The 19767-nt window shown below is 64.3% G+C and carries 18 protein-coding genes and 1 pseudogene; 13 read left to right on the top strand and 6 right to left on the bottom strand.

What is annotated here, in order from left to right; all coding sequences use genetic code 11:
• Positions 1 to 174: 174 nt before the first annotated feature.
• Together ACQCST_RS15650 and ACQCST_RS15645 are read right to left on the bottom strand one after the other, a co-directional pair.
• Complete coding sequence (locus ACQCST_RS15650; RefSeq protein ID WP_426996655.1) at positions 175 to 1677, bottom strand: M81 family metallopeptidase; 1503 nt, start codon at positions 1675 to 1677, stop codon at positions 175 to 177.
• A complete protein-coding gene (locus ACQCST_RS15645; RefSeq protein WP_426996653.1) occupies positions 1674 to 3038 on the bottom strand; it encodes an MFS transporter in 1365 nt (454 codons plus the stop codon). Before ACQCST_RS15645 ends, ACQCST_RS15650 begins: the two co-directional genes overlap by 4 nt.
• Positions 3039 to 3171: 133 nt before the next feature.
• Between ACQCST_RS15645 and ACQCST_RS15640 the strand changes: the two genes are divergently transcribed.
• From ACQCST_RS15640 to ACQCST_RS15630, 3 genes and pseudogenes are all read left to right on the top strand, one after another.
• The gene (locus tag ACQCST_RS15640; protein WP_426996652.1) at positions 3172 to 4200 is read left to right on the top strand and encodes an Lrp/AsnC family transcriptional regulator; all 1029 of its coding nucleotides are present in this window, start codon (positions 3172 to 3174) and stop codon (positions 4198 to 4200) included.
• Positions 4201 to 4478: 278 nt separating this feature from the next.
• Positions 4479 to 5138 (top strand): SDR family oxidoreductase, encoded by a 660-nt coding sequence (locus ACQCST_RS15635; RefSeq protein ID WP_426996651.1) that lies wholly within the window; start codon positions 4479 to 4481, stop codon positions 5136 to 5138.
• A 65-nt stretch (positions 5139 to 5203) separates the two neighbouring features.
• Positions 5204 to 6748, top strand: a pseudogene (locus ACQCST_RS15630) (cation:proton antiporter).
• On the opposite strand, the gene ACQCST_RS15625 reads toward ACQCST_RS15630, so the two are convergent.
• Positions 6738 to 7967 carry an ROK family protein gene (locus tag ACQCST_RS15625; protein ID WP_426996649.1) on the bottom strand — a complete coding sequence of 410 codons (1230 nt, stop codon included), beginning with the start codon at positions 7965 to 7967 and terminating at the stop codon, positions 6738 to 6740. The pseudogene ACQCST_RS15630 and the gene ACQCST_RS15625 overlap by 11 nt on opposite strands.
• Before the next feature lie 201 nt (positions 7968 to 8168).
• Between ACQCST_RS15625 and ACQCST_RS15620 the strand changes: the two genes are divergently transcribed.
• Both ACQCST_RS15620 and ACQCST_RS15615 read left to right on the top strand, forming a co-directional pair.
• Positions 8169 to 9881, top strand: a complete 1713-nt coding sequence (locus tag ACQCST_RS15620) for a glycoside hydrolase family 13 protein (RefSeq protein ID WP_426996648.1) — start codon at positions 8169 to 8171, stop codon at positions 9879 to 9881.
• Positions 9881 to 10822 (top strand): aldo/keto reductase, encoded by a 942-nt coding sequence (locus ACQCST_RS15615; protein ID WP_426996647.1) that lies wholly within the window; start codon positions 9881 to 9883, stop codon positions 10820 to 10822. The genes ACQCST_RS15620 and ACQCST_RS15615 overlap by 1 nt, the downstream gene beginning before the upstream one ends.
• Positions 10823 to 10898: 76 nt before the next feature.
• Here the strand turns inward: ACQCST_RS15615 and ACQCST_RS15610 are convergent, their stop codons facing one another.
• Positions 10899 to 11030: a hypothetical protein gene (locus ACQCST_RS15610; protein ID WP_426996646.1), complete on the bottom strand. Its 132-nt coding sequence runs from the start codon at positions 11028 to 11030 to the stop codon at positions 10899 to 10901.
• A 326-nt stretch (positions 11031 to 11356) separates the two neighbouring features.
• Here ACQCST_RS15610 and ACQCST_RS15605 point away from each other — a divergent pair, with 326 nt between their 5' ends.
• Together ACQCST_RS15605 and ACQCST_RS15600 are read left to right on the top strand one after the other, a co-directional pair.
• Entirely contained in the window at positions 11357 to 12220 is an 864-nt protein-coding gene (locus ACQCST_RS15605; protein WP_426996645.1) for an HpcH/HpaI aldolase/citrate lyase family protein, read from the top strand.
• Positions 12221 to 12257: 37 nt separating this feature from the next.
• Positions 12258 to 13199, top strand: coding sequence for a DUF2797 domain-containing protein (locus ACQCST_RS15600; protein WP_426996644.1), 942 nt, complete (start codon positions 12258 to 12260; stop codon positions 13197 to 13199).
• On the opposite strand, the gene ACQCST_RS15595 is transcribed toward ACQCST_RS15600, so the two are convergent.
• Entirely contained in the window at positions 13196 to 13714 is a 519-nt protein-coding gene (locus ACQCST_RS15595; protein WP_426996643.1) for a hypothetical protein, read from the bottom strand. The genes ACQCST_RS15600 and ACQCST_RS15595 overlap by 4 nt on opposite strands.
• 95 nt (positions 13715 to 13809) lie before the next feature.
• Here ACQCST_RS15595 and ACQCST_RS15590 point away from each other — a divergent pair, with 95 nt between their 5' ends.
• The 6 genes from ACQCST_RS15590 to ACQCST_RS15565 all read left to right on the top strand — a co-directional run bounded on the left by ACQCST_RS15590 (position 13810) and on the right by ACQCST_RS15565 (position 18579).
• The gene (locus tag ACQCST_RS15590) at positions 13810 to 14034 is read left to right on the top strand and encodes a DUF3188 domain-containing protein (RefSeq protein ID WP_426996642.1); all 225 of its coding nucleotides are present in this window, start codon (positions 13810 to 13812) and stop codon (positions 14032 to 14034) included.
• A gap of 40 nt (positions 14035 to 14074) precedes the next feature.
• Positions 14075 to 14536, top strand: coding sequence for an FAS1-like dehydratase domain-containing protein (locus tag ACQCST_RS15585; protein WP_426996641.1), 462 nt, complete (start codon positions 14075 to 14077; stop codon positions 14534 to 14536).
• Between the two features lie 2 nt (positions 14537 to 14538).
• A complete protein-coding gene (locus ACQCST_RS15580) occupies positions 14539 to 14991 on the top strand; it encodes a MaoC family dehydratase (RefSeq protein ID WP_426996640.1) in 453 nt (150 codons plus the stop codon).
• 14 nt (positions 14992 to 15005) lie between these two features.
• The gene (locus tag ACQCST_RS15575; protein WP_426996639.1) at positions 15006 to 16274 is read left to right on the top strand and encodes an MFS transporter; all 1269 of its coding nucleotides are present in this window, start codon (positions 15006 to 15008) and stop codon (positions 16272 to 16274) included.
• 55 nt (positions 16275 to 16329) lie between these two features.
• Entirely contained in the window at positions 16330 to 17397 is a 1068-nt protein-coding gene (locus ACQCST_RS15570; protein ID WP_426996638.1) for a UDP-N-acetylmuramate dehydrogenase, read from the top strand.
• Positions 17398 to 17472: 75 nt separating this feature from the next.
• Positions 17473 to 18579, top strand: coding sequence for a winged helix DNA-binding domain-containing protein (locus ACQCST_RS15565; protein ID WP_426996637.1), 1107 nt, complete (start codon positions 17473 to 17475; stop codon positions 18577 to 18579).
• Positions 18580 to 18629: 50 nt separating this feature from the next.
• On the opposite strand, the gene asd is transcribed toward ACQCST_RS15565, so the two are convergent.
• On the bottom strand, positions 18630 to 19748 hold the full coding sequence (asd, locus tag ACQCST_RS15560) for an aspartate-semialdehyde dehydrogenase (protein WP_426996636.1): 1119 nt from the start codon (positions 19746 to 19748) through the stop codon (positions 18630 to 18632).
• Positions 19749 to 19767 lie beyond the last annotated feature (19 nt).

Raw genomic sequence — 19767 nt, 5'->3', positions numbered from 1 at the left:
TCCGGGGTGACGATCTCATCGGGGATTGCTGTGTTCACGTAGTCCTCGCAATTCTGGAAGTAGCCCTTTCGGGCGCCGCTGGTTGGTCCTGTGAGAGGGCACGAGGGGTGTCCAACAGGAGACTGTGGTTGAGGAAAAGGGTCTTCAGCATAAGCGTGGTTCGGGTTGGCGAACCTAGACGGACTTCGTGGTCAACTGATGAATGAATTCAGGCCCTAATGGACCCAGCCGAGTCCCTGCCCGGAGGTTCGTCCAGGGCAATGTGGCCGGTACGGCCGCCATGGGTCCCGGTGCGCAGGCGACAAGAACGTCCTCGGCGATGGGCTGAAAGTCCGCGCGGAAGTGGACTGAGCTCTTGAGGACGAGGACGTGCTGGTCTTCAGGAATTATTCCGGCCATTCGGAGCTGATTACGGTCCATGATCTGGGCCTTGCGTGACGTTACTATCACTTGAACATTGCCCCATCGAAGAACGGCCGTCGGGCCAAGTTCGAGTTCGTTGCCGTTCATCATGGGACCATCAAACCGGATATGGCCGTCGGAGAGGGTGACGACTTCAAAGTCCCCGGCCAGGGGGAAATCCCCCTGGGACGTGGAGCCGGGGAAGGTGACCGTGATGTGGGCCCCTTCACCGGCCTCGTGGGCCGCTGCCGAGATGCCTGCATCGGCCATGGCGGCCAGCACCGATTTTCTTGCGTCGGCATCCAGGAGCGCTCTGAGCATTCCGGTGGTCGTCGCATTGCCGCCGGCACCCGGATTGTCCTGCGTGTCTGCAATAACGACCGGCCGGCCCTTGCCTTCGGCCAGGGTGACAGCCTGCGTTACGGCCTGCTCGGGTGTCAGGAGAGTCTGGAAGAAGTCCGGCTCTGCCCGGTTGACTGCAGCTTCGAGTTCTTCAACGAGTCCTAATACGTGATCCGCGTCTTCGCCGTAGCCGAAAACCACGGGGGAGCAGCATTCGATGTCGGCTGCGGGAAAACCGGCCGCGATGCTAAGCACCGCGGCGGCGGCGCCCGGTTCATCGAGGCTCTGGTAGAGCTCGCGGGCCGGGTCGAGCAGTGTGCACCCGGTGTTTATCGGGATCAGAAACGGGATGCGCCGCCACTGGCAGTGGAGCTTGTCGCCATTGAAAAGGGCGGTGAGCATTTCGGCCGCCCTGCGTCCGGTCTCAGCCATGTCCACGTGTGGATAGGTCCGGTAGGCCACCATGGCGTCGGCCATCTCAAACATTTCGTCGCTGAGGTTGGCGTGGAGGTCCAGGCTAATGACAATCGGGATGTTTGGCCCAACCATGCTCCTGATGCGCCTGGTGATTTCGCCGTCGCCGTCGTCGTACTCGTCGGTCACCATTGCTCCATGCAGGTCGAGGTAGACGGCATCAGGATGTTCCGTTGCGCAGGCGGTCGTTATCTCTCCGACGATCCGCTCAAACGCCTCGGATTCCACAGGTCCGGACGGCGAGGCCGCCGCCCAGATGACGGGGACGAGTTCGTGCCCGGAGCACTCCATGGCTTGCAGGAATCCTCCGATCGGGATGTTGACCGTCGCGAGGTCGAACAGATGCGCCCCGCGGCGCATGCTGGGGAAGCCTTCGCCGTTGACGAAGTTTTCGTAGCGAGCAGGTGTCGGTGCAAACGTGTTGGTCTCGTGGAGGAGACCGGCAACCAGGATTTTCACAAGGCGTCGATTCTTTCTGTGGCAGGCGTCGGAGCGGGGAGCTTCTTGCCCGACAGCGTCCGGAAGAGAACGGCAGCGCCGGCGAGGACCAGGACAACGATGAAGACGAGCCCGTACCGGGTGCTTCCCGTGGCGTCCTTGATGATGCCGATGATGAAAGGACTGATGAAACCGCCCAGCAGGCCGATGCTGTTGATCAGGGCGATTCCGCCAGCAGCCGCGGATCCCTTCAGATGAGCAGCCGGCAAGGCCCAGAAGACGGTATATGCACCCCAGAGACACGCCGTGGCAATGATCATGCCGACGAATGACACCCCGAAAATGGATGACGTGAACGCTGCGGTCAGCAGTCCCGCAGCGGCAAGCACAGCTGGAGCCACGGCATGCCATTTCCGTTCCCGCGTCTTGTCTGAACTTCGTCCGATCATGACCATGGCGATGATGGTTACCGCGTAGGGGATGGCTGTCAGCCATCCGACCTGAACGATGTTGTTGACGCCGTTGTCCTTGAGGATGGTCGGCAGCCAAAAACTGATGGCATAGATCCCGCTGATCAGTGCGAAATACGCAAAGGAGAATGCGTACACTTTGGGATCACGAAGGACTGCGCGGAAGCTATGTGTTCCTTGCTTGCCGCCCGCGGTGTCTTCAGTATTGCTGGCAGCAATACTGCGTTCCAGGATGTCCTTCTCTGTCTGGGTCAGCCATTTTGCCTGCCTGGGCGAATCGTCCAGGTACCTCCAGACGAAGAAAGCCAGGACAAGGCACGGCAGGCCTTGGATCAGGAACATCCACTGCCAGCCGGCAAGGCCGCCGACACCCTGGAATGATTCCATGATGAAGGCTGAGAAGGGTCCCCCAACCATGGATCCGATGGGGCCCGCCAGCATGTAGATACCCATGGCCCCGGCCATGCGCTTGGTCGAGTACCAGTACGTGAGATAGAAAATGATTCCGGGAGCGAATCCCGCTTCAAAGACTCCCAGCAGCAGACGCAGGACATAAAAGGCTGTCTCGTTCTGGACAAAGGCCATGGCTGCTGCGGTCAACCCCCACAGACACAGGATGCGCATGATGGTCTTCTTGATTCCGATTTTTACCAGCAGGAGGTTGCTGGGCACTTCGAAGAGGGCGTAGCCCAGGAAGAACAGGCCGGCGCCCAAACCATACGCGGCCTCACTGAGGCCAATATCCGCCGACATGTGGAGCTTTGCGAAGCCGATGTTCACTCTGTCGAGATAGGCGAACGTGTAGAGCAGGAGAAGAAACGGCAGCAGACGCAGGCTGATTTTGCGGTAAACCGCGGCCTCAGCTAGCTGGCTGAGCACTGTGGGTGACTCAGTTGAATGGGTGGATGACACGGGTTTCCCTTTGCGAAAGGTGTGTTCGAGATCACGAACGCTATGCGAGTAGGCTAGGTCCGATTCGGGAGATGGCCCGGAAATGAAACTTTTCAACAAATATCCAAGAACTTTTGAAGGTTTAGGAGATGATGTGAAGATCCCGGACCCTCTGGATTCGCCTGTTCCGGACGAAGTCGATGCCGAACTTGTTGACGCGCTTCAGATAAATTCGCGCGCTTCCTGGGCTACGGTTGCCCGGGTCCTGGATTCTTCCGCGCTCACGCTTTCGCGCCGCTACCAGAAGCTGGTGGAGAGCGGCCTGGCCTGGTCCACCATTGCTCTGAGTCCGCAGAGCTCGTTGGGTGCATTTATCGAGGTGCGATGTTCCCCCTCTCAGGAACTCGCCGTCGCGCGACGACTGGCCGAACGGCCTGACGTGATTACTGTCGGTGTGACCACCGGAGACTTCCAGGTGTATTGCATAATTTTAGCTCCGGACACTGCCTCGATCGCTCACACGCTGCTCCATGATCTTCCTCTGGAAGAGGGTGTTCTCCGGGTCCGGACCAACGTTTTCGGCAGCATGTTCGGTGGTGTCGTCTGGCGTCAGGGAATTATTTCTTCCCGGCAAACGGGCGTCATGAAGCTGGTCCGGGACCCGCTCCGGACCGGGATCCCTCACCTCAGTCTGGATGACCGTCCGTTGTTCCTGGCCCTGGGCAAAGATGGAAGACGAAGTTATGAAGACCTTTCAGCGGAACTCGGCGTTTCCGCCTACGCCATACGGCGCAGGATCAGTCTCCTTCTCCGTTCCGGCGAGATCACCTTCCGCTGTGATGTAGCCCGTCCTCTGTTCGGATTCCCCACGTCCTCGCTTCTGCTGCTGGACGTACCGGACGCGCAGGTACAAACCTTCGGCAAGATTGTCGGTGCGTGGCCGGAGACGCGTTTCTGTGCGGCCGTGGCCAGCGCCAGCAACGTCATCCTGATTGTTGGAACCAGGTCGTTGAACCATCTTGAGCAGCTCTTCATCAGGCTCGCGGCCGATTTTCCCAGTGTACGGATCAACGACCGAAGACTCGTTCTGCGCCCCGTCAAACTGTATGGCCGGCTCGTCGAAGAAGCCGGGCGGGCAGAGGGCGTCATTCCCGTTGACCCCTGGTACAGCCAACGCAACTAGCCAGTGCTTCCCGTATGCAGAAATCGGCCTATGCTTTCCGCCCGTGCCAGCGAGACCGCGGACCTGTCCCGCCCGGCCTTCGGTGACGAAACAGACCTCGAGCCTCCCCGCCGCTACAGAACTGGACCCCGCAGGTAACTCCTGCGGGGTCCTTTTTTGTGCGCGCCGGCCCCGTCAAGCACCCGTCCTCCCAAGTGACTGGCAGCACGTGTCGCTTACAGCGCCCGGAACGGCCTCTGGTGCGCGCCAGTTCGTCTGCGGTGGGACACAATGGGTGCATGACCCGCATCGCAATCATCGGCGGCCACGGAAAAGTGGCCCTGCACCTGTCCACGATCCTCGCAGCGGAGGGCCACAACGTCACGTCCTTCATCCGGAACCCGGGGCACAGTGACGACGTCACAGCAACCGGCGCAACGCCGTCGGTCCTGGACGTTGAAAATTCGACGACGGCGGAAATCGCCACCGCTCTTCGCGGCCACGACGCCGTGGTCTGGTCGGCCGGCGCCGGGGGAGGCACCCCGGAGCGCACCTATGCGGTGGACCGGGACGCCGCGATCCGTTCAATGGACGCTGCGGCGGAGGCCGGCGTCGTACGCTATGTCATGGTCTCTTATCTCGGCGCCGGGCCGGACCATGGAGTGCCGGCGGACAACAGCTTCTTTGCCTACGCCGAGGCCAAGGCAGCGGCGGACACGTACTTGCGGAACACCAATCTCAGCTGGACCATCCTCGGCCCCAGCGCGCTGACGGACGGTCCGGGAACGGGTCGGATCGACGTTGATCCCGCCGGCACCTCCGCCGGCAACCAGACGTCCCGGACCAACACGGCCATTGTTGCCGCGGCTGTGCTGGATCTGCCCGGAACCGCAGGGCACACCATCGAGTTCCGGGACGGCACGCTTCCGGCAGCGGCCGCTCTTGAACCGCTGAAATAGAGCGCGCCGGCCCGCACATCCATCAAGGATTGCCACGGGCGCCGCACTCCGGGGAAAGCGGGCACATGGATCAGGTGGCACTCATCATAGGACTGCTGCTTGCCACCGGGGTGGCTGTTGGCCTGGGGGACAGGCTGCGGCAGCCTTACCCGGTCCTGACGCTTATCCTGGCCGCGGCGTTGACGTTCATCCCGGGATTCGCGGACCTGGATATTTCCCCTGAGCTGATCCTGCCGATCTTCCTGCCCCCGCTCCTTTTCGCGACCGCCCAGCGGAGTTCACGGGCGGTGTTCCGGGTCCGGTGGCGGACACTCATCATGACGGCGGTGGCGCTTGTGGTGATCTCCACCGCCGTCGTCGCCGGTGCTGCGTGGCTGATGATTCCCGGCATCGGCATCCCTGCGGCCATTGCGCTGGGTGCCATGGTGGCGCCCCGGATCCGGTGGCCGTGGAATCAGTGGCGGGCCGCGTCCACATGCCCCGCCGCCTGATCACCGTGCTCCAAAGTGAGGGCCTTTTCAACGACGCCGCGGCCATCGTCATCTTTCTGGCTGCCGTGGCGGCAACGGTGTCCGGCACCAAAATCGGGTCCGACGTCGTTCTCAACTTTGTCATCGGCGCGGCAGTCGCCGTGGGTGGTTGGCATAGTCATGGGGTGGGTCACGTCGCTTATCACCCGTCTGATGACGTCTAGGGTGGCACGCCGTGCCGTTACCCTGGTGGTGCCGTTCGCCTGCTATATCCTGGCGGAGGAAGTCCTCGCGTCCGGGGTGATCGCCGTCGTGGTTACTGCCCTTGAGATGCAGCGGCATTCACGCCCGCAGGACGCCGCGGAGCGTGTTACCCGGACGGCGTTCTGGGACGTGGTGGAGCTGCTGGTCACGGGGCTAGCCTTCGGCTTGGTGGGGCTGGAGATCCGGCATGTCATCCATGATGAAGGCTCAGACATCCTCGGAATGGTCGGCACGGCTGTGGTGGTCTACGTTCTGGTGATTGCGGTGCGCTTCGGCTGGATGGGGCTTCTGGCTGTGTCGGCGCGGAAGCGGCAGAACCTGTTGCAGCCCACGTCGTTCAAGGAAGTGCTGATCCTGACCTGGTGCGGGACGCGTGGCCTTGCCACGTTGGCGCTGGCACTGGCTCTTCCGCTCACACTGGCGGACGGCGCGCCTTTCCCGGAGCGCGACCAGCTGCTGGCCACCCTGGTGCTTCCGGGCCTGAGGCTGCCCTGGTTGATGCGCGTCCTGAAGGCGTCCCAGGGCGGTTCCGAAGAACGCGATACCGCCCTGGTTCTGGCCAGGCGTGCTCAGGCTTCCGCGGTGGCCGCGCTCAGGGACAATGAGATGATGAAGGAACTGCCGCCCGAGAAAGTGGTGCTGGTGAAAGAGAAAATGGCGCGGCTGCATGCGGAGCTCCTGGACGGCAGCCTCCGTAACGAGAGCGTGGCAGAGAAGCGAAAACGCGGGCGCGGGCTGGCCATTGCCGTGCAGACCATCGCACTGGACGCCGCGCGCCAGGAGGTAGTATCCGCCCGCAACGAACCGGATATGGATCCGGAGGTTGCTGACCGGGTGCTGCGGCAGCTGGACCTTCGCACCATGATCATGCCGTAGTGATCATGCCGGAGTACGGAGTAGGCAGAACCAGGTCCAGGGAGTTTGCTTCGACGTAGTCCAGGGCGTGCCGGATGGCCCCCGCGGTGACAATTGCGTCGCCCAGCGGGGAGGCGGTCACCCGTGGCGGGGTGGCGGTGAAACGCGGCAGCAGCTCAATGATGCGTGGCAGCAAGGCGGCGGCGGATTCGGCCACCGCCCCGCCGATCACCACCTGCTCCGGATTGACCAGGCTCGCGAGCGAGGCAATGATCCGCGCCATCCTCTCGGACAACCGGTCAAGAATTACGACGGCGGTCCGGTCGCCGCGCGCCGCTGCGTCGAAAACCTGCCGCGCGGTCAACGGAGCCCGGGATGCGGCAGCGGGCCTGCCCCGTGCTGGACCCGGTGCCGGTACGGCTGCGGCCGCGAACCATTCACGCGCGAGTTTGGCGATGCCGTCGGCGGAGCCCACACCCTCCAGCAGGTCCAGGTAGCCCATTTCCCCGGCGGCCCCTCTGCTGCCGTGCAGAAGTCGCCCGGATTCGATGATCCCGGCCCCCAGCCTTTCGCTGGCCAGGAGAACCACCAGATCATCAACCCCGGACCCGGATCCGCGCCAACACTCACCAAGCGCGGCCAGATTTGCGTCGTTTTCCAGGAGTACCGTCCACCCATGGAGGTCTTTCAGTGCCGCCCGCAGGCCGACGTCGAACAGGCTCCAGAAATGCTGGGCCGCCAGCACCTTGCCGTCACGGTCCACGGGTGCCGCAATGCCAGCCCCTAGGGCCAGGACTATGCCGGGGGTGGCTCCCGCCGCATGCAGGGCCAGGCCAGCGGCACGGTCCACTGTGCTGATTCGCTCTGATGCAGGAATGTCTGTGGTGCGGAAGGGGAGGCTGGACCGGCCAACAACGTTGCCCCGGAGATCGGCCACTGCGGCGGTGACGGTGGCGGCGCCTATGTCCATGCCCATGACGAATCCTGCGCGGGAGTTCAACTCAAAGCGCCTGGCAGGCCTGCCTTGCCGGGGGGCGGAGTCCTGTAAGGGGTCACGTTCCAGGATCCAGCCACGGCGGATCAGGTCCTCGCAGACGGCGATGACCGTGGCCCGGGTGAGGCCGGTGCGGGCCATCAGCTCGGTGCCGGTGGCCACGTCAATGCTGCGGATGGCCTTAAGAACTGCGCGCGCATTGACCCGCCGCAGCATCTGCGGGGTTGCGGCGCCTGCTTCCGGCATCAGTCCTTGACCTCCTGTTGAGCCCGGCCCATAATATTCGAGTGAGTATATTTAGATACTATCTAAATATACTCGGACCGAAACATGGCCGGCACATGCATACTCTGGCCAAAACAGTCCGGCCGATTCCGGCAGTCCCAGCCGCGGCTACAGCCCCGCCCACACAAGCAGCCCCCGCCCGACTCCCGAAGGAACTTCCTTTTGTCCACCACCGCCACGCTGGCAACCCTGTCCGATGCAAACCTCGCAGCCGATCCGAACTGGTGGCGCCAGGCCTCGGTCTACCAGATCTACCCGCGGAGCTTTTCCGACTCGAACGGCGACGGCCTGGGCGACATCAAGGGCATCACGGCCAAGGTGCCGTACCTGAAATCCCTGGGGATCGACGCCGTCTGGCTGAGCCCGTTTTACCCGTCAGCGCTCGCCGACGGCGGATACGACGTCGACGATTACCGCGATGTGGACCCGAAGCTGGGCACCCTGGCCGACTTCGACGAGATGGCGGCGGCCCTGCACACCGCCGGCATCAAGCTGATCGCGGACATCGTCCCCAACCACTCTTCCAACCGGCACGAATGGTTCCAGGAAGCTCTCGCCGCACCGAAAAGCTCCGCCGCACGCGAGCGCTACATCTTCCGTGACGGCAAGGGTGCGAACGGTGAGTTCCCGCCGTCGGACTGGGACTCTGTCTTCGGCGGGCCCGCCTGGGAGCGCATCACCGAACCGGACGGCACCCCCGGCCAGTGGTATATGCACATCTTCGCCAAGGAGCAGCCGGATCTGAACTGGGCCAACCGTGAAATCCGCGACGACTTCCTCAAGACCCTGCGTTTCTGGTCCGACCGCGGCGTGGACGGCTTCCGGGTCGACGTCGCCCACGCCCTGACAAAAGACCTCACCGAACCGCTGCTCTCGAAGCCTGAGCTGAGCGCGGCAAACACCGGTACAGACGGCTTCGACGACGGCTCGCACCCGTTCTGGGACCGTGACGAAGTCCACGGGATCTACGCCGAGTGGCGTGAAGTCTTCAACGAGTACAACCCGCCACGCACCGCCGTGGCCGAGGCCTGGGTGCACGAAACCCGCCGCGCCCGCTACGCGAGCCCCGAAGGCCTGGGCCAGGCGTTCAACTTCGACCTGCTCCAAGCCGACTTCGACGCCGGGGACTTCCGCGAAATCATTACCCGCAACCTGGCAGAGGCCAAGGCCACCGGAGCCTCGTCCACCTGGGTTTTCTCCAACCACGACGTCGTCCGGCATGCCACGCGCTACGGCCTGCCCAAGGGCCCCACGGGCAAGAAGCACGCCAGGGGCCAGGATGGAAAGGGCTGGCTGCTGGCCGGCGGAGCGAGGGAGGAGCTGGACGTGGAGCTCGGGGAGCGCCGCGCCCGTGCAGCCACGCTGCTGATGCTCGCGGTCCCGGGCTCGGCCTACCTGTACCAGGGGGAGGAACTGGGCCTCCAGGAAGTGGCGCAAATCCCCGACTCCGAACGCCAGGACCCGTCGTTCTTCCGGAACAAGGGTGTGGAAGTTGGCCGCGACGGCTGCCGGGTGCCGCTGCCGTGGTCTGTTGAAGGAACCTCCTTCGGTTTCGGCGACGGCGGGGCGCACCTGCCGCAGCCGGACTGGTTCAGCAAGTACGCCGTCGAGGCGCAGGACGGCACCGAGGGTTCCACCCTCGAGCTCTACCGCGCGGCGCTGAAGCTGCGCCGCGAACTGCAGACCGAAGAACAGCTGGATTGGCATGAGACCGGCAGCGCCGACGTGCTGCACTTCAGCCGTCCGGGCGGCTGGCAGACCGTCATGAACTTCGGTGACGAGTCAGTGGAGCTTCCGGCCGGCGAGGTGGTGGTCAGCAGCGGTCCGCTGGAAAACGGCAAGCTGCCCGCCTGCACCACTGCCTGGCTGCGCTGATGCAGGAACTGATATACGGCTGCATGGGGCTCGGCGGCAGCTGGTCCGATGAGCCATATGGGGCGGCGCAGGTGGACCAGGCCGGCGCCGCCATAGAAGCCGCCCTGGAGATCGGCATCACGCTGTTCGATCACGCCGACATTTACCGCAGGGGCAAGTCCGAGGCAGTCTTTGGCGAGGTCCTCGCAAGCACACCCGGATTGCGGGAGCGGATCCGGCTGCAGACCAAGTGCGGGATCAGGCTCAACGAACGCGGGCTGGATACCCACTACGACCTCAGCCGGGAGTCCATCCTGGAACGGGTGAACGGTAGCCTCCAACGGTTGCGGACGGACCATGTTGACGTCCTGATGCTGCACCGCCCGGATCCGCTGATGCTCCCCGCAGAGGTGGCATCCGCCGTCGGGCAGTTAGTCGACGAAGGCAAGGTGCGCCAACTGGGTGTGTCCAATATGTCCGGCGCTCAGATCGCTGCCCTGCAGGATCACCTTGAGATGCCGGTGGTCGCAAACCAGCTCGAGATGAGCCTGCTCAAGCGTGCCTGGCTGGAGAGCACCGTCCTGGTGAACCATGTGGAATCAGTGGACTACAGCTTCCCGCACGGCACCCTGGAGTTCTGTGCGCGGGAAGGCATTACCCTTCAGGCCTATGGTTCCTTGGCTCGCGGAGTGTTCACCGGGGCGCCGTCGGAAACTCCGACGGCGGCGGAGACTGCCACTGCTGCGCTGGTGGCGCAGTTGGCGGACGACAAGGGGACCACCGGCGAGGCCATCCTGCTGGGATGGCTGATGAACCATCCAGCGGGCGTCGCGCCGGTGATCGGGACCGCCCATCCGGAGCGGATCCGCGCGTGTGCCGGGGCAGCGGATGTTGCGGTGGCCATGACCCGGGCCGAGTGGTACCGGTTGTGGGTCACGGCCCGGGGGAGCAACATCCCCTAACCCAACTGGCTCGCATTTGTGGTCGTTCCGAGCGCTCGGAACAACCACAAATGCGAGCTACCTGCGTGAATGGGACCTAGAGCGGCGCCACCACGGAGTACGTGCTGGAGTCGCCCTGGATTGCCTGGCTCGGCCGGCCGGCCACGCCCACCGGAATGTCGCCCGCGACGGCGGCCGCAGCGCTGAGAATGGTCAGGGGTCGTTTCATGGGGTTCCTTCAGAGTTTGCTGAACTGGCGGATGCCATCGGTCTGCCGGCCGGCTCGTTGGCTGGATCGTGGGCCGTTGGAACGATGTAAGCGCAATCGGGAAGCGATGAAAAGCCTTCCTGTCATCACGCGAAACCCCCGGAAATCCGCGGAAACAAGGCGCAACGGAGTGTCATGAGTCGTCCTGTTTCGTGGCATGAATCTCCATGACCGGGGACCGGCGGGACACTCCGGCCGGGTCTAGAATCGCTGTTTTGTTCGTATTGGTCGCTGCCACGCACCGGTCATCGTCGCCTTGGCGGGGGCGGGGCGGATACGGTAGATCCATGACCTCTACCACCGCCGCCCCAACTGCACGGCCAGAACGCAACATTCCCGCTGAGATCGCCCGTTCCTGGCTCCTGGTCAACGCAATGAAAACCGAACTCTTTGACCAGTCAGCCGTTTCCCGTGCGGACTCGATCATTCTGGACATTGAGGACGCCGTTGACCCGTCGCAGAAAGACGAGGCCCGCGGACACGTGGTGAACTGGCTGGCCGGCGGCGGCAAGGCCTGGGTCCGCATCAACGATGCCACCAGCCGGTTTTGGGCTGACGACCTTGCCGGCCTCCGCGGCACGCCCGGCCTGCTCGGTGTCGTGCTGGCCAAGACCGAATCCGCCGATCAGGTGACGGAAAGCTTCCACCGGATGGACGGCAAAACTCCCGTCATCGCACTGGTGGAATCCGCCCTCGGCATCGAGGAAGCCAACCACATCTCCAGGGCCCAGGGTGTGTTCAGGCTTGCCTTCGGTTCCGGTGATTTCCGCCGCGATACGGGCATGTCGGCCACGGCGGAAGCCATGGCGTATCCGCGGGCCAAGCTGGTTGTGGCCAGCCGTGTAGGTAACCTGCCCGGCCCCATCGACGGACCCACCGTGGGCACCAACCACCCGATTCTGCGCGAGCAGACCGGCGTGACCGTGATGATGGGCATGACCGGCAAGCTCTGCCTCGCCATCGACCAGACCAGCATCATCAACGAGGTCATCAGCCCCACACCGTCGGACGTCGCCTGGGCCACTGACTTCATGTCCGATTTCGAGGCCAACGGCCGCGTGATCCGGGACGGCTCGGACCTGCCGCGCCTGGGCCGCGCCGAGAAGATCATGAAGCTCGCGGTAGCCTTCGGGGTACAGCCGGCGCTTTAGGCACCGCAGGAGCAACCTCACAACCTCAGGAGGCCCCGTGACCGATACCCGTTATCTGGTCCACGGGGTCTTTTGGGATGGTCCGCCGCCGCGTTCCGTGAATCACGACGGCGGCCGCCCGGTTCTGCGTCTGCAGCGGCTTTCCGGCGGGTTCCGGGAGTTGTCGCTCGGCGCCGGTGCCCGGCTCGGCTTCCGGCTGGCCGCAGATGATAGGTACTGTCTGGGCCACCACAAGGTGTTTTCCCCCACCGAGCGCAGCCATGTGCCCTGCAAGGACCAGTCTCCGGCTGCGAGGGGCAGCCAGTGTGAGCGCTGTTTTGTGGCGGACGATTCCCGCCTGATCCACGATTTCCACCGTGGCGGCCGGGTCCCGCCCGGGCTGAGGTCCTACCTGATGCAGCCGCATTGGCTGTATGTGGCCACGTTCGCCAGCGGCGCCAGCAAGGTGGGCACAGCGTCGCACCTTCGGAAGTGGAACAGGCTGGCAGAGCAGGGCACCGTAGTTGCGCGCTACGTTGCCGCGGCGGACGACGGCCGTGTGGTGCGAGTTCTGGAGGACATGGTCACGCGTGAAACCGGCCTGGCCCAGCAAATCCGTTCCGCCGCGAAAGCCGCCTCATTCACGGGACCGCTTCCCGGAGCCGAACTCGACAGACTCAACCGGCGCCTCGCCGGCGAAGTCAGGGAAATACTAGGGCAAACCGCCGTCGAAGGCTTTGAAACCGTTGACGAACAGTGGGTTCGGCCTGCCCAGGCCGCGGAGCTCTGCAGGCCGGAATTGAGGCACCCGTACAGGCTCGGGCTGTCCGGCGGCGTCCACGGGTTCGCCCTCGGTTCCTTGTGCGGGAGCTATGGGCTGGCGATATTGGAGGGCTCGGAGCTCTGCTTTGTGGTGAACCTGGGCCTGCTGAAGGCCCGGCTGATCGAGCTGGGGGACTTCACATCGGAGATACCCGGCGTGCAGGAAGCCCTTTTCTAGTTCCGGAATCTCCATGCTCCGGTCAACAGAAAGGCAGCGGCGAGTACCAGCACGGAGCCCAGCCAGCCGGCCGCCAGATAGGCCAAGGTGCGCCCGGCACGGACCTCGGTGGCTTTCAGCGATTGCCCCGCCACCATCACCCGGTCTTCGGCGGACCGGGCCGTCACCGCATAGCGCACTCCCTCCTGTGGCTGCCAGGTCACCGTGTCCATGCCGTTTGTATGGGCGTCGTCACGCACCCCCTGGGGGAGCCGGGCCAGCCCGCCGTTGAGGAAACCGGTACCGCTGAGCGGAGTTCCGTCCGCTGCATAGACGTTCACGAAGGGCGGCCCGTCCTGCGCCAGGTCCAGGTGCGGTCCGGGCAATACATCCGGGTGCTGGAGTGCGAAGGCCACGAGTTCCCCGGGCCGGTCATTCGCTGACTGGCATCCCAGCTGCTGGAGGGACACGTCCACAGCACCGCACACCAGCGTCAACACCGCCACAGCGGCGAGCCACCTGATGAGGCTTCTCATGGACTGAGCATAGGCTGTCAGCCCCTGCCAGTCAGCAGCATGGGAGGGCCTCAGCCTCATAGGCCGCCCACACTCATATCGTCTAGAATAGGTGGGTGCTGAACGAATTCTGGGCCACGGCGTCCACGTCCTACAAAGTCCTGGTCTTCAGCGCGATGGGCCTGATCGCCGTCGGCATCATCCTGAATCTGGTGGGCAACACCACTCACAACCAGGGGCTGATGGTGGCTTCGCTGCCGGTCATCGGATTGGGCCTCATCCTGCATGTGGTGGGCCTGGTTGCCCGCGGGCAGCAGATCCGGAAGAGCTACAAAAAGTAAGCTGCGTTTCATGCCGACCCTGCGCGATAGGCTTGAGGCCATGACTATCAATCCGGATCTGCAGGGCCGTAGCTACCCTGCCGCAGAGGTGTACGACGTCGGCCGGGAGAAGATTCGCGAGTTCGCCCGCGCTGTCAAAGCCACGCACCCCGCCCACTTTGACGTGGATGCGGCCAAGGCTCTGGGGCACCGCGATCTGGTAGCTCCGCCCACTTTCGCGATCATTGTGGCGCAGCGGGCGGACGCCCAGCTGATCGAGGACCCGGACTCCGGAATCGACTTTACCCGCGTGGTCCACGCCGACCAGCGGTTCACCCACCACCGCCCTATTGTTGCGGGGGACCGGCTGGTTGCCGAACTGCACGTTGACGGCGTCCGCGCCATGGGCGGCGGGGCCATGATCACGACCCGTTCGGAAATCTTTGCCGTGACTGAGGGCGCTGACCGCGAAAGCGTAGCCACCACAAAATCTTCCATCCTGGTCCGCGGAGAGGGACAGTAATCATGACCCCTACATCCACGCGCCCCGCCTTCGCGGACCTTGCCGTCGGCCAGGACATCGGCAGCAGCAGCATCAGCGTCACCCGCCAGGACCTGGTCAAGTACGCCGGCGCCTCCGGCGACTTCAACCCGATCCACTGGAATGAGGCCTTCGCCACCGGCGTTGAGCTGCCGGGCGTTATTGCGCACGGTATGTTCACCATGGGTGCCGCGGTGCAGCTGGTGACCGACTGGGCCGGCGACCCCGCCGCCGTCGTCGATTTCCAGACCCGCTTTACCAGGCCGGTCCCGGTGACAGATACCACCGGTACAACGGAGGCCGGTGCCGTGATCGAGGTCAGCGGCGCCATTGGAGCGCTCGACGCCGATGCCGGCACCGCCCGCGTGGACCTCACCGTGGTGTCGGCCGGCCAGAAGGTGCTGATGAAGGCCCAAGCGCTGGTCAGGCTGGCTTAGTCCGTGAAGGTGACTTGAGCCGGAACGGCACGGTCCAGGCCGTTGAGGTCACATACTGGCGTAACGCAGTGGTGGCAGCGTACGCCGCAAGCGGCATCGCCTTCTCCTCATGGGTCTCCCGGCTTCCGGCCATCCGCGACGGCCTTGATCTGACGCCAGGGAACATCGGCCTCCTGCTGCTCTGCATGACGCTTGGGTCCTTTATCTCGGTGTCCGCGTCCGGGCTGATCGTGTTGCGGCTCGGCTCGAAAATGACCACCCGGATCGGCAGCATCATGGTCGGTGGCGGACTGGTCCTGGCCGGGTTCGGCACCTCCGTGCTGACCAGCCCGCTGGCTGTCGCTGCCGGTCTTGCAGTGATTGGCCTTGGTACCGCCAGCTGGAACACCGCGTCCAACGTGGAAGGTGCCGCAGTGGAGCGCGCCGTGCGGCGTCACATCATGCCGCGGCTGCACGGCGCCTTCAGCCTGGGAACGGTTGCCGGTGCCGGGATTGGAGCCTGGGCCGCCGGAGCGTCCGTTCCGGTATTCTGGCATCTCGCTGCGGCAGGGCTGCTGGTTGCTGTATCCGTGACGACGGCGGCCGCCTGGTTCCGCGCCGATGCCACGCCCGTCGACCGTGAACGGACCTTCAAACCGGACAACTTCGAAGATCCCTCCACGGGGCCGGTCCCCATCATCCGGCAAAGCACCGAGGCCCAAGTCCCGCTGGACAACAAACGCAAGATCGCCGAGGCCTGGCGGGACAAGCGCACCCTTTTGCTGGGCCTGCTGGTGCTTGGCTTGGCGCTCGCCGAAGGCGCCGCGGGCGACTGGGTGGCACTGGCTCTTGCCGACGGCCACGGCCAATCAGACGCCGCGGGCGCGGCCGGCTACGGCCTGTTTGTCACGTTCATGACCATTGGACGGTTTGCCGGGACGCTGGTGCTGGACAGGTTCGGCAGGGTGCCGGTGATGCGTTGGTGCGCGGCGTTGGCTGTGCTGGGCCTGGGGCTGTTCGTCTTCGCGCCGGAGCCGTGGCTGGCCTATGTGGCGCTCGCCGTCTGGGGCCTGGGGGCCTCGCTGGGGTTCCCGGTGGGCATGTCGGCGGCTGCCGATGATCCGCGGAAAGCAGCTGCGCGCGTCTCCGTGGTTTCAACCATCGGCTATGGCGCGTTCCTCTGCGGACCCCCGCTGCTGGGGCTGTTGGCCGAGCATGTGGGAATCCTGCATTCCCTGCTGGCCGTGATGGTCATGCTGGTGATGAGCTTCCTGCTGTCCCCCGTGGCCCGGAAGCTTTCCTAATCGAGCGGTTGCATGATGGGTTTTGATGCGGTTTGATGCCGGTTAGGCTGGACGGGTGACCCAGACAATGCTTTCCGAGCTGACCACTGCCGGCGTCGGCGGACCCGCCGGCACCTACATCGAGGCCCGGACGGAGGCTGAGATCATTGATGCCGTCCGCACGGCGGACTCCGCGGGGGAGCAGCTGCTGATCATCGGCGGCGGATCCAATCTGCTGATTTCCGACGACGGGTTCCCGGGTACCGTACTGAAGATCGCATCCCAGGGGTTTGTGGTCAATGCCGAGGATTCCTGCGGTGGAGTTGCGGCGGTTGTCCAGGCTGGCCACAACTGGGATGCCTTTGTAGAGCACGCCGTACGGCATGCGTGGTCGGGAATTGAAGCCCTGTCCGGTATTCCCGGTGCCACCGGAGCTACCCCCGTCCAGAACGTGGGTGCCTACGGTGCGGACGTTTCCCAGACCATCGCGGCGGTGCGGACGTGGGACCGTGAGCTCAATGCCGTACAGACTTTCACCAGTTCGGAGCTGAAGTTCGGGTACCGGGACTCCATCCTCAAGCAGAGCACCGAAAACGGCTCCCCGCGCTACGTGGTGCTCACGGTTGAGTTTCAGCTGCCGCTGGGGCGGATGAGTGCGCCCATCCGGTACGCCGAGCTGGCACGGGTGCTTGGTGTGGAGCCGGGCAAGCGCGCCTACTCCAGCGATGTCCGGCGCGAAGTTCTCCGGTTGCGGGCATCCAAAGGCATGGTCTTGGATCCTGCTGACCGCGACACCTATTCCACGGGTTCCTTCTTCACGAACCCGATTGTTCCCGCGGACGTTGCGGCAGGGCTCCCTGAGGATGCCCCGCAGTATCCGGCGGGCACGGACGGACTCGTCAAGCTTTCTGCGGCGTGGCTTATCGACCAGGCCGGATTCGGCAAGGGCTTCGGGCTGGAGACCGGAAGCGTGTCCGGTGGCCGGGCCTCGTTGTCCACCAAACACACCCTGGCCATCACTAATCGCGGCACAGCCACCGCAGCGGACATAGTGGCGATAGCGCGCCAGGTGCGTGGCGGCGTCGTCGAACGTTTTGGCGTTGAACTGCACCCGGAGCCGCTGCTTATTGGCGTGGAGCTGTAGGCCCGGTTCAGGACGGCACGCCACCTCGGCAGTTGCGGACAGTAATTGACCGCCACTGGATCTAGGATGAATGGCATGGCAACTGCGGCGGGGTTCCGGGTCACTCCGAAAATCATGGGCAGGCTGCGTCTGGCGTCGCAGGGGCTGCTGGGGTCCGGATTCGCGTCCATTCCCGATGCTGTCCGCTGGATGACGGCCACGCAGGCACAGGATCTTGCGGCGGCGATGTGGGCCATTGGCGTGCGGGTGCCCGGAGCCGGGCTGAGCGACGTCAGGGCCGCCCTTGATTCCGGGCAGGTGGTCCGCTCATGGCCCATGCGTGGCACCCTCCATCTGGTCATTCCCGAAGACCTCCAATGGATGCTGGGTGTCACCAACGAACGCCTCATGCGGGGCGTGACCACGAGGCACCGCGAACTGGACATCACGTACTCGGACGTCGAGAAGTGCCGTGACCTCGCTCTCGACCGGGTTTCCGGAGGTGGAGCCGCAACCCGGCAGGAACTGTTTGGCGTTTTTGAAGCTGCCGGGCAGGGAACACTGAACCAGCGAGGCATCCACCTGCTTGCTTCGCTGTGCCAATACGCGTGGCTGGTGCAGGGTCCCATGGCGGGGAATCAGCAGCTCATGGTTGCCTTCGACGAATGGATCCCCGTGTCGTGGAAGCTGGAGCGGCGGGAGGCCATCGCGGAGTTTATGCTGCGGTACTTCAGCAGCCATGGGCCCGCCACTCTCAGGGATTTTTCGTGGTGGACGCAGATTCCGCTGACTGAGGTCCGGGACGTCTTTGAGGACATACGGGACCGGCTCGTTGAGTTGGTTTTGGGCGACTGCAGTTACTGGCTTTCGCCGGAGACTGCGGAACTGCTCGACGACGCCGTCCCCGGCCAGCGCACTGTTCTCGCGTTGCCGGGGTTCGACGAATTTCTGCTGGGCTACGCAGACCGCAGCCTGGTGCTGGCCCCGGAGCATGCCGCGAAAATTGTTCCCGGCAACAACGGCGTGTTCAAAAAGACCATCGTGTCAGGCGGCCAAATCATCGGCACCTGGGGGAGGCAAGGCACCGGCCAGGCTGCCGGCGTCGTCCCTGTTCCGTTCGACGATGCGAAGCCGCTGGGACCGGCTGCGGCGGCGGGTTTCCGGAAGGCGGCCGGGCGTTACACCCGGTTCCTCGCCGGCTAAGGAAGCCTGCGGACCTGCCGTGCGGCCCAGCTCTTTCATGCGGCAGGAGCCTAGAGCGTACCAGTGGCGATATTGAGCATCCGGCGCAGCGGTTCGGCGGCGCCCCAGAGGAGCTGGTCGCCTACGGTGAAGGCGCTGATGTACTGCGGGCCCATTTCCAGCTTGCGGATGCGGCCAACAGGGATGTCGAGCGTGCCGGAGGCCGCCACCGGGGTCAGGTCAGCCATGGAGGCGTCCTTGTTGTTCGGAACCACCTTGGCCCACTGGTTGTCCTCGGTCAGAAGCTTCTCGATCTCAGCCACGGAGAGGTCTTCGCGGAGCTTGAGCGTGAGCGCCTGGGAGTGCGATCGCATGGCGCCGATCCTGATGCACAGGCCGTCCATGATGATGTGGTCTTCGCCGGAGGTGCCCAGGATTTTGTTCGTTTCCACCCCAGCCTTCCACTCTTCCTTGGACTGCCCGTTGCCCAGGTCCGCGTCGATCCAGGGGATCAGGGAGCCAGCCAGCGGGACACCGAAATGGCTGGCGTCGATGTCGGTGCGCTGGTGTGCCAGGACTTTGCGGTCGATGTCCAGAATGGCCGACGCCGGGTCGTCAAGTTCGGTGCTGACCTCGGCGTTGAGCGTGCCGAACTGGCTGAGGAGCTCGCGCATGTGGCGCGCACCGCCACCGGACGCAGCCTGGTAGGTCATGGACGTGCCCCATTCCACCAGGCCGTTCTTGAACAGTCCGCCCAGGCCCATCAGCATGCAGGAGACGGTGCAGTTGCCGCCGATGAAGTCCTTGGTGCCGCCGGCCAGGCCTGTGTCGATGACGTCGCGGTTGATGGGGTCCAGGACGATGATGGAGTCCTCGTTCATGCGCAGGGTGGAGGCGGCATCGATCCAGAGGCCGTCCCAGCCGGCGCTGCGCAGTTCGCCGTGAACCTTCTTGGTGTAGTCACCGCCCTGGGCCGTGACAATAATCGGCAGCTTCGCCAGTGTCTCGACGTCGAACGCGTCCTCGAGCTTGCCGGCCCCAGCAGCAAACGACGGGGCGGCACCTCCTGCGTTCGAAGTGGAGAAAAATACCGGGTTGATGTTGGCGAAGTCGCCCTCATCCTGCATGCGCTGCATCAGGACAGAACCGACCATGCCACGCCAACCGACCAGTCCAACTGAGTGTGTCATGAGCCCAGCTTAGGGCTTC

Origin of the sequence: Pseudarthrobacter sp. N5 (assembly GCF_050157035.1) — a bacterium.
In the GTDB taxonomy this organism is placed as follows: domain Bacteria; phylum Actinomycetota; class Actinomycetes; order Actinomycetales; family Micrococcaceae; genus Arthrobacter.
This window is presented reverse-complemented; position numbering and strand designations above follow the sequence as displayed.